The sequence below is a fragment of the Dactylosporangium sp. CA-139114 genome (assembly GCF_050955725.1).
GTDB lineage: Bacteria > Actinomycetota > Actinomycetes > Mycobacteriales > Micromonosporaceae > Dactylosporangium.
This window is the reverse complement of the sequence record NZ_CP192080.1, coordinates 6556952-6570515: the sequence shown is the minus strand read 5'-3', so window position 1 is coordinate 6570515 and position 13564 is coordinate 6556952. Positions and strand designations below refer to the sequence as shown.

General features: G+C 76.7%; 9 protein-coding genes. 3 read left to right on the top strand and 6 right to left on the bottom strand.

What is annotated here, in order from left to right; translation table 11 throughout:
- Positions 1-52: 52 nt before the first annotated feature.
- Together ACQP2P_RS29135 and ACQP2P_RS29130 are read right to left on the bottom strand one after the other, a co-directional pair.
- The gene (locus ACQP2P_RS29135; protein WP_433606093.1) at positions 53-1009 is read right to left on the bottom strand and encodes a serine hydrolase domain-containing protein; all 957 of its coding nucleotides are present in this window, start codon (positions 1007-1009) and stop codon (positions 53-55) included.
- Positions 1010-1061: 52 nt separating this feature from the next.
- Positions 1062-2273 (bottom strand): ricin-type beta-trefoil lectin domain protein, encoded by a 1212-nt coding sequence (locus tag ACQP2P_RS29130; RefSeq protein ID WP_433606091.1) that lies wholly within the window; start codon positions 2271-2273, stop codon positions 1062-1064.
- A gap of 174 nt (positions 2274-2447) precedes the next feature.
- Between ACQP2P_RS29130 and ACQP2P_RS29125 the strand changes: the two genes are divergently transcribed.
- Together ACQP2P_RS29125 and ACQP2P_RS29120 are read left to right on the top strand one after the other, a co-directional pair.
- Positions 2448-3818 carry a glycosyl hydrolase family 18 protein gene (locus ACQP2P_RS29125; RefSeq protein ID WP_433606089.1) on the top strand — a complete coding sequence of 457 codons (1371 nt, stop codon included), beginning with the start codon at positions 2448-2450 and terminating at the stop codon, positions 3816-3818.
- Between the two features lie 98 nt (positions 3819-3916).
- Positions 3917-4183 carry a response regulator transcription factor gene (locus tag ACQP2P_RS29120; protein WP_433606087.1) on the top strand — a complete coding sequence of 89 codons (267 nt, stop codon included), beginning with the start codon at positions 3917-3919 and terminating at the stop codon, positions 4181-4183.
- 16 nt (positions 4184-4199) lie between these two features.
- Here ACQP2P_RS29120 and ACQP2P_RS29115 read toward each other — a convergent pair whose 3' ends face one another.
- Positions 4200-6839 (bottom strand): tetratricopeptide repeat protein, encoded by a 2640-nt coding sequence (locus tag ACQP2P_RS29115; RefSeq protein WP_433606085.1) that lies wholly within the window; start codon positions 6837-6839, stop codon positions 4200-4202.
- On the bottom strand, positions 6790-7071 hold the full coding sequence (locus tag ACQP2P_RS29110; protein ID WP_433606083.1) for a hypothetical protein: 282 nt from the start codon (positions 7069-7071) through the stop codon (positions 6790-6792). The genes ACQP2P_RS29115 and ACQP2P_RS29110 overlap by 50 nt, the downstream gene beginning before the upstream one ends.
- 140 nt (positions 7072-7211) lie before the next feature.
- On the opposite strand from ACQP2P_RS29110, the gene ACQP2P_RS29105 reads away from it, so the two are divergent.
- Positions 7212-7955 (top strand): CHAT domain-containing protein, encoded by a 744-nt coding sequence (locus tag ACQP2P_RS29105; RefSeq protein ID WP_433619314.1) that lies wholly within the window; start codon positions 7212-7214, stop codon positions 7953-7955.
- A 33-nt stretch (positions 7956-7988) separates the two neighbouring features.
- On the opposite strand, the gene ACQP2P_RS29100 is transcribed toward ACQP2P_RS29105, so the two are convergent.
- Positions 7989-11666, bottom strand: a complete 3678-nt coding sequence (locus tag ACQP2P_RS29100; RefSeq protein WP_433606081.1) for a CHAT domain-containing protein — start codon at positions 11664-11666, stop codon at positions 7989-7991.
- The gene (locus ACQP2P_RS29095; protein WP_433606079.1) at positions 11663-13306 is read right to left on the bottom strand and encodes a hypothetical protein; all 1644 of its coding nucleotides are present in this window, start codon (positions 13304-13306) and stop codon (positions 11663-11665) included. The genes ACQP2P_RS29100 and ACQP2P_RS29095 overlap by 4 nt, the downstream gene beginning before the upstream one ends.
- Positions 13307-13564: the final 258 nt, after the last annotated feature.

Here is a 13564-nt window from a genome sequence, read left to right as displayed (position 1 = left end):
CCACCACCGCGAAGCGCGGGTCGCGACGATCGGGCGCGGGCAACGCCGGCGATCAGGCAGGCGGAGCACCGGCGATCGCGGGCAGCACGAAGTCCCGCAGCACGGCGAGCGGAGTCTTCCACTGCTCGTCCCCGTCGTAGTTCCCCGCGGTCACGGCGACCACCAGGCGCGGCTCGGGCAGGATGAAGAGGCGCTGGCCGCCGTTGCCCATGGCGGTCCACATCCGGTGGCCGTCGAGCGGCTCGATGTACCACTGGTAGCCGTACTGTCCGCCCCACGCGTTCGGCAGGCGGGGCTCCAGCATGGTGCGCACCCACGCCGCGGGGACGATGCCGGCGCCCTCGGCCAGGACCAGCTCGCCGAGGCGGGTCAGCGAGCGCGGGGTCAGCCGCAGGCCCGACGCCGCCGAGGGGACGCCGTCGGCGCCGGTGATCCACTCGAAGGCGTCGATGCCGAGCGGGTCGAAGAGCTTCACGCGGGCGTACTGCGGCAGCGCGACCCCGGTCCCGTCGGCGATGAGCGCGCCGAGGAGGGCCGACGCGCCGCCGCAGTAGGACCAGCGGGTGCCGGGCGGCTCCAGCACGGGGCGGGACAGGACGTACCGGTAGCGGTCGGGCGCCAGCTCCATCGCGATCTCGGCGTTGTCCGGGCTGGTGTAAGGCAGGTCCTCGCGCCACTGCAGGCCCAGCGACATGGTGAGCGCGTGTTCGACGGTGAGGCGGGCGCGCTCGGGGTCGGCGGCGAGGTCGGGGTAGCGCGGGAAGTACCGCAGCAACGGCTCGGACGGGTCCGGCACTTTGGCCTCGGCGAGCGCGATGCCGTACAGCAGCGCCGTGATGCTCTTGGTTATCGACCTGAGGTCGTGCAGCGTCCCGGGGCCGAAGTCCACGACGCCGAGCGGCTGACCCCAGGTGCTGTCCGGCCCGGAGCCGTAGTGCTCCAGCACGACCGAGCCGTCGCGCACGGCCACGGCCGCGTGCAGTCCGTCGAGCGCAGCGAGTGTCGTCATAGGGAGGTTGTACCGTGGCCCGGGAGGCCCGGGCCACGGCAAATTTGTTGCGCTAGACCCGAGCCCACTTCTGGTTGCCGCCGCCGGTGCAGTCCCACAGCTGCAGCTGCGAGCCGTTGGCGGTGCCGTGCCCGGCCACGTCGACGCACTTGTTGGCGTTGACGTTCACCAGGTCGCCCGCGGCGGTCAGGGTGAACCGCTGGGCGCCGGTGCCGTTGCAGGTGTAGAGCTGGACCGCGGTGCCGTTCGCGGTGCCGGCGGCGGCCGCGTCCATGCACTTGCCCAGCGCCCGCACGGTGCCGTCCGAGCCGATCGTCCACTGCTGGGCGGCGGTGCCGTTGCAGTCGTACACCTGCAGCCGCGCCCCGTCGACCGGGTTGGCCGACGGCACGTCGATGCAGCGGCCGCTCTCGTTGCCGCGCAGCGCGTTGCCGCCCGGCGGCGGGGTGCTCGCCGTGCTGACGTGCACGTAGTCGACGAGCATGCGGTTCACCGACGGGGTGGAGCCGTCGGGGCTGCCGGGGAAGTTCCCGCCGACGGCGAGGTTGAGGATGATGAAGAACGGGTGGTCGTACACCCACGGGTTGCCGCGGGTGCTGGCCGGGGTGGCGCGGAAGTACTCCGAGCCGTCGATCGTCCAGACGATGAGGTTCGGCGACCAGTCGACGGCGAACACGTGGTATGCGTTGCCGAGCGGCTGGCCGATGTTGCGGGTGCCGCCGACCGCGTTGCCGCCGGAGTACCCGGGACCGTGGATGGTGCCGTAGACCGTGTTCGGGTCGCGGCCCACGTTCTCCATGATGTCGATCTCGCCGTCGCCCGGCCAGTTGCTGCCGCCGAGCATCCAGAACGCCGGCCACAGCCCGTTGCCCTTCGGCACCTGGATGCGGGCCTCGACGCGGCCGTACTGCTGGGTGAACTTCCCGGCCGTCTGGATGCGCCCGGAGGTCCACTGGCACGTGCCGTACCAGCAGCTGTGCCCGCCGCTCTCGCGCCGGGCCTCGATGACCAGGTGCCCCTGGCCGTCCTGGTACACGTTGCTGGTGCCGCTGTTGTAGTACTCCAGCTCGGAGTTGCCGAAGCCCCCGCCGCCGGTGTCGAAGTTCCACTTCGACGTGTCGACGCCCTGGCCGGACGCCCCGCTGAAGTCCTCGTTCCACACGACCGCGGCCTGCGCGGCGCCGGGTGACGCCACCACGAGCAGGCCGGTCGCGGCGATCGTTGCCATCAGCGCGGCGGACGCCAATGACCTGAGCCTTCGCATCTGCTTACCTCCCAGGCGGATTAGTGAGGTTACTTAACAGATCTATCGGAGGCTATGCGGTGGGGGAGGGTACGTCAATATACGACTTGAACTAAGACGCGCATTGACAATGAACAGTTAACTTTCCTATCGTCCCTGGCCAAGAGGCTCACCCCCACACCCGAAGGAGCCCCTATGCGCCGATCCGCCCTAGCCATCGCGGCGGTCACGGTCGCCGCCGGCGCCGCCGTGGCCTTCGCCGTCCAGCCGTCCGCCAGCGCCGCCACGCTGCCCAACGGCTTCCGCAGCATCGGATACATGCCGTCCTGGGCCGGCAGCGCCACCGCGATCCAGTACAACAAGCTGACCCACGTCAACTACGCGTTCGTCCTGCCCAACGGCAACGGCAGCCTCGGCGCCGTGGACAACCCCTCCAAGCTGCAGCAGATCGTCTCGCTCGGCCACGCCGCGAACACCAAGGTGTCGCTGTCGATCGGCGGGTGGAACGACGGCAACGACTCCGCCTTCGAGACCCTGGCCGGCAACGCCACCGCCCGGACCGCGTTCGTCAACAACGTCGTCAACCTCGTCAACCAGTACAACCTCGACGGCGTCGACATCGACTGGGAGTACCCGGACCCGGGCACCTCCGCCAACAACTACACCGCGCTCATGTCCCAGCTGAGCACCGCGATGCACAGCCGCGGCAAGCTGCTCACCGCCGCCGTGGTCTCCGAGGGCGGCACCGCCAACGGGGTGCAGCCGGCCGTGTTCGGCTACGTCGACTGGCTCAACATCATGACGTACGACGGCGGCAGCCCGCACGCCAACTACGACTGGTCCGTCGCCGCCGTGAACTTCTGGAAGGGTCGCGGCCTGCCCGCCGGCAAGGCGGTCATCGGGGTGCCGATCTACTCGCGGCCGAGCTACCTGACCTACGCCGACCTGGTCTCGCGGGACCCGGCCAACGCCAACCGCGACTGCGTCACCGTCAACGGCTCGAACGAGTGCTACAACGGCCTCGGTACCGTGCGCCGCAAGACGCAGTGGGCCATGGCCAACGGCGGCGGCATCATGTTCTGGGAGCTCTCGCAGGACGCAACCGGCGCCAACTCGCTGATCAGCGCGGCCTACGAGACGGCGACCGGCGGCACCCCGCCGCCGACCACCCCGCCGGCGGGCCGCACCGGGCGCATCACGGGCCTCGCGGGCAAGTGCGTGGACGTCGCCGCGGCGTCCACGGCGAACGGGGCGGCGATCCAGCTCTACACCTGCAACGGCACCACGGCCCAGAACTGGACGGTGGCGTCGGACGGATCCCTGCGCGCGCTCGGCAAGTGCATGGACGTCACCTCGGCCGGCACCGCCAACGGCACGAAGATCCAGCTGTGGGACTGCAACGGGACCGGCGCGCAGAAGTGGCAGTACAACAGCGGCAACAGCACCCTCGTGAACACCGCGTCGGGCCGCTGCCTCGACGTGACCGACAACAGCTCCGCCGACGGCGCGCGACTGCAGATCTGGGACTGCTTCGCCGGCGCCAACCAGCGCTGGACGCTGCCGTAGCACGCGGCGGCGCGCGGCCCCGTACGACGCTCGTACGAGCGTGTCCGGGGATCCGCGCGCCGCTGTCCGGCCGCCCGCCGGTCCGCTTCGCTGGTGGTATGAAGCTGATCGTCGTGCTGATCGTGCCCGGGCCGCCGCCGGATGCCCAGCCGGCGGCGGCCCCGGCCTGGGCCGGTCTGACCTGCCGCGAGCGGGAGGTCGCCGCCCTCGTCGGCCGGGCGCTGACGAACCGGCAGATCGCCCGCCGCCTCGGGATCTCGACCCACACCGTCAACTTCCACCTGCGGCGCATCTTCGGCAAGCTCGGCATCCAGTCCCGGGTGCACCTCGCGCAGATCGCCAAGACCCACGCCGGCGCCGCTTGACGCCGGCGCCGCTCGATCAGGCCGGCGCCCCGAGGTCGGCCGCGGCCCGCGCCGTCGCCGGATGCCCGCGGCTGAGCACCCGCCGCCGGGCGGCCAGCACCTCCTCCAGCCCGGCGCGCGCCGCGGCGGCGTCGCCGAGATCCCGCCGGGTCAGCGCCAGGCGGTGCCGCGAGACCAGCGTCGCCGGGTGCTGCGGCCCCAGCGTCCGCGCCCGCCGGGCGAGCACCTCCCGGGTCAGGGCCTCGGCCTCGGCGGCGCGCCCCAGGCCGTGACGGACGTCGGCGAGGCCCTGCAACGCGTTCAGGGTCCGCGGATGGTCCTCGCCGAGGACGCGGCCGCTGGTCTCCGCGAGCGCCTCGAACTCGGCCTCGGCCGCCGCCAGCTCGCCGCGGTCGCGGCGCAGCCGGGCCAGGTGGAACAGCGTGACGAGCGACGCCGGGTGATCCGCACCCAGCCGCCGGCGCCGGGCCTGCAGCACGTGCCCGAGCACCTGCTCGGCCGCGTCGAGCCGGCCCTGGGCCCGCATGACGTCGCCGACGTTGTTGAGGCTCGTGAGCGTGTCGAGGTGCTCGTCGCCGAGGACCCGGCGGCGCTGCTCGAGCACCTCCCGGAAGACCCGCTCGGCGTCGGCGAGCTGCCCGTCGTCGCGCAGGACCCGGCCGAGATAGTGCGCGGTCGTCATGGTGTCGGGGTGCTCGGGGCCGAGCAGCCGGCGCCGGGCCGCGAGCGTCGCGTGCAGCTCCCGCTTGGCGAGGTTGTACTCGCCGGTGTCGTACATGGATCGGCCGAGCTCGTTGCGCAGCGCGAGCACCGTCGCATCCGTGCGCCCGACGACCGGGCCGGCCTCGGCGATCAGCGCCGCGGCCTGGGCCCGGGCACGGCGGCTCAGCCCGGCGGCCCGCAGATAGCGCACCGCGAGCAGCGCCGGCTCCAGCACGTCGGGGCCGGTGCCGGGCGGGGCGATCCGGTGGTCGCGGATCAGGTCCAGGGGCGCGCCGCAGTGCTCGGCCAGGGCCGACCAGGTCGACCAGGAGGCCGGGTGCTTCGGGTCGAGGTCCTGCACCGCGGCCCGCAGCAGCGCGACGAGGGCGGCGAGGTAGGTGTCCGGATCGCCGTCGACGTCGTCGTTGCGCCGCGACGCCTCGCGGACCAGCGGATGCATCAGCAGCGTCTCGCCCGCCGGGTCGCCGCCGGGGTCGAGGAGCCCGACATCGGCGAGCCCGCGCACGGCCCGCCACAGCCGCCGCGGGGTCAGCCCGGCGAACGGCGCGTGGGCCGCCAGGACGTCGGCGCGCAGCAGGCTCGGGGGCACGGCGGCCGGGCGCAGGCACGACAACAGCCGCAGCACCGGACGGGCCTGGGGCAGGCCGCGCGCGGCGAGCAGATCCAGCGACAGCTCCCAGGTCCGCCCGACGATCTCGCGAGTGCGGCCGTGCCCGGGACCGGCGGCGTCCTCGTCCTCGTCCTCGTCGAGCAGGCGCAGCGGGCCGGCGCGGTCCAGGGCGGCCGCGTAGTCGTCGAACGTCCGCACCTCGCCGCCCCCGGCGAGGCCGGGCGGCATGGTGGCGACCTCGCCCAGGTATCGCCCGGCGATCCCGAGGGCCAGCGGCAGCCCGCCCAGCCGGTGCGCGAGGCGCCGGGCCGCGTCCGCCGGGCCCGCGCCCGGACCGGCCAGCTCCTGCAGCACCTGCCCGCCCAGCGCCGCGTCGAGGGACGGCACCGGATGCAGCTCGAACCACGGCGGGTCGCCGCCGGCCCAGGTGCGCCCGCCGCCGTCGCGGGTGGTGACGACGACCGCGCCGTGGCCGCCGGTGATCGGCCGCAGCCAGCCGTTGCCGTCGGTGACCTCGGCGCCCGGGAGGCTCAGCACCGCCCGCGGATCGTCGACGTCGTCCACGACCAGCAGCCACGGCCGGTCGTGCCCGGCCAGCCGCCGCCACACCTGGTCCGGCAGGCTGCCGACGCGCAGCTCGTCGGGCGTGGCGCCGAGGTCGATGGCGACGGCGTGCATGCCGGTCGTGAACAGTGCCGGGCGGACGGCCGAGACCCACCACACGGTGACGCCGCGGCGCTCGGCCGCGCGGGCGAGCGCCAGCGCGACGGTGCTCTTGCCCGACCCGCCGAGCCCGTGCAGCACGTGCACCCGCGCGGCCGGGGCGCCGGTGCGCGGCTGGTCGAGATCCCGCTCCAGCCGCGCCAGCAGCGACGCCCGGCCGCGGATGCCCGGCTGCCGGTTCAGCCGTTCGGTCGGCGCGCGGGTCGACACGACGGCCGGCGTGTCCGTCGCGTGGTCGAGCTCGGCGGCGGCCGCGGCGCGCACCGCCGGCGATGGCACGGATGGTGGCGCGGGTGGTGGCGCGGATGGCCGGCCCCGCCGGGCGCGGCGCAGCCCGAGGAGCCACTGCGCGACCACGGCCGGATCGGTGGCGCCGCAGGCCGCGAGGATCCGCTCGAACTGCCCCGCCGGCGATCGGCCCGGCAGGTGCGTGCCGGCGAAGTATCCGCCGAGCGTGCTCGCCGGGACGCCGCTGCGGGCGGCGACGTCGCGAATGGTCAGGGCGGCGCCGTCGCGCAGGAGGCTCAGCTCGCGGGCGAAGCCGAGCCGATCAGCGATCCGGTCCGGCCGCGGCTGTGTCGCCGGCGTCTCCTGCGGCACCGGGCACCTCCTGCGCGCTCGTCGGGTGCCTCCGTTGTACCGTGCCGTCGCGGGCCCGGCCAAGGAGCCGAAGCCCATCGATGGCCGCCGCGACCGGGGCGGCGACGGTCAGCAGCCGCAGCACCCAGCCCGCGCGCCCGTCGGGCAGGTCGAGGCCTTGCAGCACGGCCGCCACGACGGCCAGGGTGCGCGCGGCGGCGCGGCCGGCCGTCGCGAGGCGGGAGCGGATCATGGCCACCTCCGGTTGGCGTCCCCTCCACGATCGGGTGCCCGGCCGTGCGCGGTTGACGGTGCGCGCACAGGTCGGACAAGGTCGGCCGAAGGCCAGCCGGACTCGTACAGCAGCGGCCACGGGATGGACGAGCTGCGCGGCTGGTTGCAGCGGGCGGCGGGGAGCGAAGACCCGGATGTCGTACTCGACCCGGCCGCGCTGGCCGTGCTGCGGCGCGCCGCGCTCGGCGTGGACCCGGACGACCTCGACACCGCGCTGCTGATCGGGCTGGGGCACTGGCTGCGGTACCTGCGGCTGCCCGACGGCGAGGACGAGACGGACCTGGACCGGGCCGCGCAGGCGAAGCGGCCGGCCTGCCGCGGCTGCGCCTGGCCGCCGCGGAGGCCCGGGACGTGGCGCGGCGGCTCGGGGCCACGCCGCTGATCGACGCGGCGGCGACCCCCTCGGCGGTGCGGGCCGCGCTGCCCGGCGCGACGCACGCCCACTTCGCCTGCCACGCCGTCACCGACGCGACCGACCCGGGCCGGGGCCGGCTGGAGGTGCACGCCGGCTCGCTGCGCGTTCCCGACCTCGCGGCGCTCGGCGTCCCGCGCGGCGAGCTGGCCTACCTGTCGGCGTGCGCGACCGCGTTCGGCGGCACCGTGCTGCTGGACGAGTCGATCCACGTCGCGTCCGGGCTGCAGCTCGCCGGGTTCCGCCACGTCGTCGGCACCCTGTGGCCGGTGTCGGACGACGCGGCGCCGGACATCGCCGCGGCGTTCTACGCGGCGGTGGACGCCGGGGCGGACCCGGCGAGCGCGCTGCACGGCGTCGCGCTGGACCTCCGGCGCCGCCACCCGGCCGCCATCGCGCTGTGGGCGTCGCACGTCCACTTCGGACCCTGATCCGGACTGGGGTTCCGGCCCCGGGCGCGGGGGTCAGGGCCCGAGGTGCACCAGGCCGGCCCAGAGCATCGGGCTGCGGGGGTAGCGGTCCCGGTGCTCGCGCGCGGCCGCGTTCACCGCCTCCGCCGGCGCGGTGCCGGCCCCGAGCCGCTCGTAGACGTCGGCGGCGAGGTCGTGCGCCGCGTCGTCGCCGACCCGCCACAGGGTGCCGACCACGTGCCGGAACCCGGTCAGCTGGAAGATCGAGCAGATGTGCATGGCCTCGTCGGCCAGCAGGCCGCCGGCGAGCGCGGTCGTGCAGGCGGACAGGTACGCGAGCCGGCGCGGCCGGGTCGGCAGGGCGCCGATGTCGCGGACCCGCAGCGGCCGGTCGGCGAGCAGCAGCGCGCTCGCGGCCGGGTCCGCCGCGTCCGTCACGGCGTGACAGGCGAAGTGCGCCCAGTCGGCGTCGCGCAGCCGCTGCAGCACCGCGTCGCGGCCGGCGTCCGCGAGGACGTCATCGGTGCCGAGCCGCCCGGCGACGACCCGGCCCTCCTCGGAGGCCCGGCGCAGTGGCGGCCGGTCGCCGGTGTGCGGCACGGCCACCACGAGCGGGGCCACGGCGCTGCCCGGGTCGGTCCCGGCCGCCCCGGCATCGCGCGCGTGCAGGAGCGAGCGCAGCGTCGCGGTGTAGGTGGAGACCGTCCGGTCGAGCAGCCCCGGCCCGCCGTCGTCCGGCGCGGCGGCGTGCAGCGGCAGCACGCCGAGCGCCCCGGTCGGCAGCCAGCACACCCGGGCCCCCGGTGGCGGGTCCAGCCGGGCGAGGACCGGGGCGGCGACGCGCTCCCACAGCCGGCCGAGCACGCGCCGCAGCGTCGGGTTGCTGTCCCAGTCGTTGGCCTCGGTCGCGGCCAGCAGGGCGGCGGCGTCCGCGGTCACGTCCGCGGGGCGCAAGCCGGGCAGCGGGACCGGCTCGACCCCGCCGGGCCGCAGGATCAGGGCGTCGCACCGGTACCGCGACACGTTGACGACGACCACCGTCCCGCCCGCCGCCGCCGCGAGCAGGTCCTCGGGGTCCGGGTCGCGGAGCAGGCCCAGCGCGCGGATCCGCGCGACGACGTCGTCGAACCTCGCGGCCGCGTCCCGGCGCCGCCCGGCCGCCGCGGCGACGGTGACCGGATCCGCCACCAGCGCCTCGGTCGGGGCGGTGTCGGCGTTGAGCACCGCGCAGACCTCGTCGAACGCGTCGGCGAGGGCGGGGTCGGTCCGGCGCAGCTCGCCGAGGTCGCGGCGCTGCTCGGCGGCCTGCCCCAGCACGACGCCCCGGGCCCGTTCGAGCACGGCGACCGCGCGCGGCGGATCGCCCCGGTGCAGCGCCACCGCGGCGGCGTCGGGGCCGAGCCCGCCGAGCCGCGCCAGGTGCGCGTGCCGGCTGTCCCAGCCCAGCTGCCGCCCGGCCAGGATCGGCAGCAGGTCGAGCGCGACGGCGTAGGCGGCGTCCGCGGCCGCCCAGTGCCCGGCGGCGGCCTCCAGTTCGGCCTCGTACATGGCGGCGGCGGCGCGGATCACGGGCATCGTCCCCGGCTGCCCCGCGCAGCGGCGGAAGGCCTCGGCCGCGGCGGCCCGGTCCCGCTCCGCGTCGGCCGCCGGCGCCCCGGCGAGCGTGGCGCGCACGCGCAGGGCGGCCCCGAGGTTGAACAGCAGACCGCCGGCGGCCGGGTCGCCGGCCACGGCCGCGCCCGCCGCCGCCACCGCGGCCTCGAGGTCCTCCGCGGCGCCGAGCAGGGCGTGCCGGCGCAGCAGCGGCACGACGAGGTTGGAGAGGTAGCCGGGCCGGTCCGGGTGGTCGTCGGGGGTGTCGAGCACGGCCCGCCGGTCGCGGTCGATGGCGGCTTCGAGGTCGTCGCGCGCACCGGACGCCTCGAACCGCCGGAACCGCATGAGGCCGGCGTTCGCGAGGTGCATGGGGCGGCCCGGGTGGTCGTCGGCGGTGGCCGCGACCGCCCGCTCGGCCGCGACGATCGCCTCGTCGATGTCCTCGTCGCGGCGGCTTGCCTCGAACCGGCGCAGCAGCCCGGTGGCCAGCGCCGCGAGCCGGCGCGGCCGCAGCGCGTCGCCCGCCGGGGTGGCGGCGAGCGCGGCGCGGGCATCCAGGACGGACTCGTCGAGGTCGGCGAGGTCGCCGGTGCGCTCGTGGCGGACCCGCAGCGCGTTGGACAGGTTGGCCAGCATCCGGGCGTGCATCCGATCGCCGGGCCGGGTCGCCGCCACCGCCCGCCGCCCGGCGTCCACGGCGTCGTCGAGGTCGGCGGCGGAGCCCGTGTGCCCGGCGAGGCGCAGCAGCGCCAGGCCCAGCGTCGACAGCCGGCGCGCCCGGGCCGGGTCGTCCCCGGCGGTGCCGTCGACCGCCGCGCGCCCGGCCCGCACCGCGGCCTCCAGGTCGTCGTGGCGGCCGTGGCGGTCGTAGCGGGTGCGGTACGCCGCGCACAGGTCGGCCAGCGCCCGGCCCCGCTCGGCGGCGTTGCCGCGCGCGGCCTCGACGGCGGCCTCGCCGGACGCGATGGCGGCGGCGAGATCCGCCTCGTCGCCCCGCCGCTCGTACCGGTGCCGCAGCGACGACGCGAGCCCGGAGTGCAGCGCGGCCACCTGATCGGGCGCCGGTGCCGCATCGAGGGCCGAGCGCCGCAGGTCCACGGCGGCGTCGAGGTCGGCGGGCGTGTCGCGGCTCTCGGCGCGGGCCGCGTGGGCGGAGGCGAGGTTGGCCAGGGCGGCGACCCGGACCGGTCCCGCCGGCGGCGCGGCGGCCGCGGCGACGGTCCCGGCGTCGATCATCGCGTCGAGGTCCGCCGGGTCGCCGCCGGTCTCGAACCGGGCCTGCAGCGCGGCGACGAGGTTGGTGGCGGCGGACGCCCGGGCGGGGTGACCCGGCGGCAGGTGCTCCAGGGCGGCCCGCAGCAGCGGCAGCGCCCGGTCGAGATCGTCCGGGTCGCCGCGGCGGCGGAAGCGCAGCACCAGCGCCGCGCCGAGCGTCGAGCGCACGGCCGGGCCGTCCGGGTGGGCGTCGGGCAGCCCGGCCGCCGCCTCGCCGGCCTCCGCGACGACGCGATCGAGGTCCTCGGGATCGCCCTCGCGCTGGTACCGCAGCCGGAACAGCCCGCTCGCGGTGAGCCGCAGCCGGCGCCGCTCGTCCGGGTCGCGCACGACGGCGAGCTGGTCCCGCGCCGCGGCGACGGCCTCGGCGAGGACCGCCGGGTCGCGGTCGTGCTCGGCGGCGGTGCGCAGCACCCCCAGCACGGCGCCGCGAAGCGCCTCGCGCAGCGGATGCCCGTCGAGGTCCGGCTCGGCCCGGCGCACGAGCTCGACGGCGCGCGCGAGATCGTCCCGGGCGGCGCCGTGGCCGAACCGGACCCGCAGCGCGACGGCGAGGTTCACCAGCAGCGCCACGGCGTTGGGATCGCCGGGCGGGGCGGCCCGCACCGCCTCCTCCTGCAGGGCGATGCACTCGTCCAGCAGGGCCGGGTCGCCCTCGCGGTCGAAGCGGGTGCGGAGCACGATCGCGAGGTTGGACAGGTAGTCGCCGCGGCCGGGGTCGCCGGCGGGGCAGTCCGCGACCACCCGGCGGGCCACCTTCTCGGCGTGGGCGAGCTCGGCGGGGTCGCCGCTGCGGGCGTAGCGGGCCAGCAGCCGGCGGGCGTACTCGGTGCGGGCCTCGGCGGGCGGCGGGCCGCTCATCGGAACTCGCGCCGCATGCCGCCCGGGCGCAGGGCGCAGTACGGCGGAGGGTCGCCGGGCCGGCCGGGCCGCACCACGCGGTCGCAGGGCCGGCGCATCGGGCAGGCGTAGACGACGTCCGGGGCCGGGTCGTCGCCGGGCCCGCGCAGGGTGATCTCCGGGCCGCCGACCGACCGGACCAGCTCGAGGTACTCCTCGTGGCGGTCCTCGCCCGCCTCCGCGGCCGCCCGCAGCGCCACCACCGCGCCGTGCCCGTCGTCCCCGGCGTGCTCCTCGAGGTAGGTCCGCAGCTGGCAGAACGACGCGACCCAGGTCCGGCCCGGACTCGTCTCCTTCGGCGCGACCAGGCCACCGACCGTCGACGTGGTGACGACGCAGGGCTCGCCGGTCGTGGCCGCCGCGAGATCCGGGCCCGGGCCCAGGTGCACCGCGGTCGCCCGGCCGGCGAGCCGGAGCAGCCACAGCTTCGCATCGGCGGGCGTGGTGGCCCGGGCGAGGAGGATCAGCGCGGCCGCGGCCAGCGACAGCGGCCACTGCGCGCGCCACTCGGGCAGCAGCCCGGCCCGGTGGGCGAAGCGCTCACCGGCGTCGCGGACGCGGGCGACGAGGTCCGGCAGCCAGCCCGGCAGCATCAGCCCGTGCCCGGTGCCGGGGTCGGCGACGACCTCGATCAGCGAGCCGCGCTGCGCGGCCGGCAGGTCCGGCAGGGTGCGCACGATGACGTACAGCAGCAGGCCGGCCGGGTCCCGGGCGAGGGGCCCGGCGGTCTCGTACTTGGCCAGATCGACGAGGCGGAACGGCAGCGGGGACACGGGCTGGACCATCGGCACCAGGATGTTGCCGGCATGCAGGTCCCCGTGGCAGCGGCCGAGCAGCGCCCGGATGCGCCGTGCGCCGCCGGGACGGCCGGCGGCCAGCGCGGCGAACGGATTGGGCAGCACCTCGCGCTCGCCGTCGATGCGGATCGGCGCGCCGCCGATGCGGGCCGCGAGGGTGTGCAGGGCCTTGCCCGGCCCGGCGCGGCCGAGCAGGTGCCGTTCGACGTATTCGGCCGCGGTCAGCGACGCGACCTCGGCCGCGACCGCCCAGTCGTCGAGCACCGCGCGGGTGACCTCGGCGCAGGCGTCGACGAAGGCCGCGGCGTCGCAGCGCACGGGATCGTCGGTGCCGGCGCCGGTCGCGGCGAGGGTGCCGCCGGCCCGCGCGGCGGCCAGCGCCTTCGTCAGCACGTCGAGCTCGTCGAGGCGGCCGCCGTCCGGCTCGCCGCCGCTGCCGGCGATCTCCTGGAACACGAACCACCGGCCGTCGCCGACGGGGACGAGATCGTCGCCGCGGGGCGCGAGCCGGGCGAGATGCCGCTCCGCGAACCGCGGCGGCGCCTCGTCCAGGGCCGCCCGCTGCCGCTGGAACTCCGAGGCCGGCCCGTCGGGGAAGGCGTCGAGCTTGAGCAGGAGCTTGCGCGTGCGCCGGGCGGCCGTGTCCGTGACGTACACCAGGGCGACGACGGCGCCGGAGCGCCCGTGGGTGAGTGGCCGGTCGAGCTCGTAGCGCAGGCCGCGCTGCCGGCCCCAGTCGTGCAGGGCGTTCGCGGCGCTGCCGAGTGTCTCGGCGAGGATCGGATCCAGGACCTCGTCGCCCATGCCCACCTCCGGCCACCACCGTACCGGGCGCCCGCGGCGGACCGCCGACGCCGCTTGGGTCACCGCGGCCGGGGACCTGCTGCTGGCGGTCCGCGGGCGGCGGCTCCCGCCCGGGCGGCCCACGGGCGCGGACGCGGGCCGGTTCGCGCGGTAATGCGGATGCCGCCGTGGTGCGGATGGCGCACCATGGCGGCATGGACTGGATCCCGACCGTCGCCTTCGAGAACGTCCCGGGCGCGCCCCGGCCGGTCGCGGCGC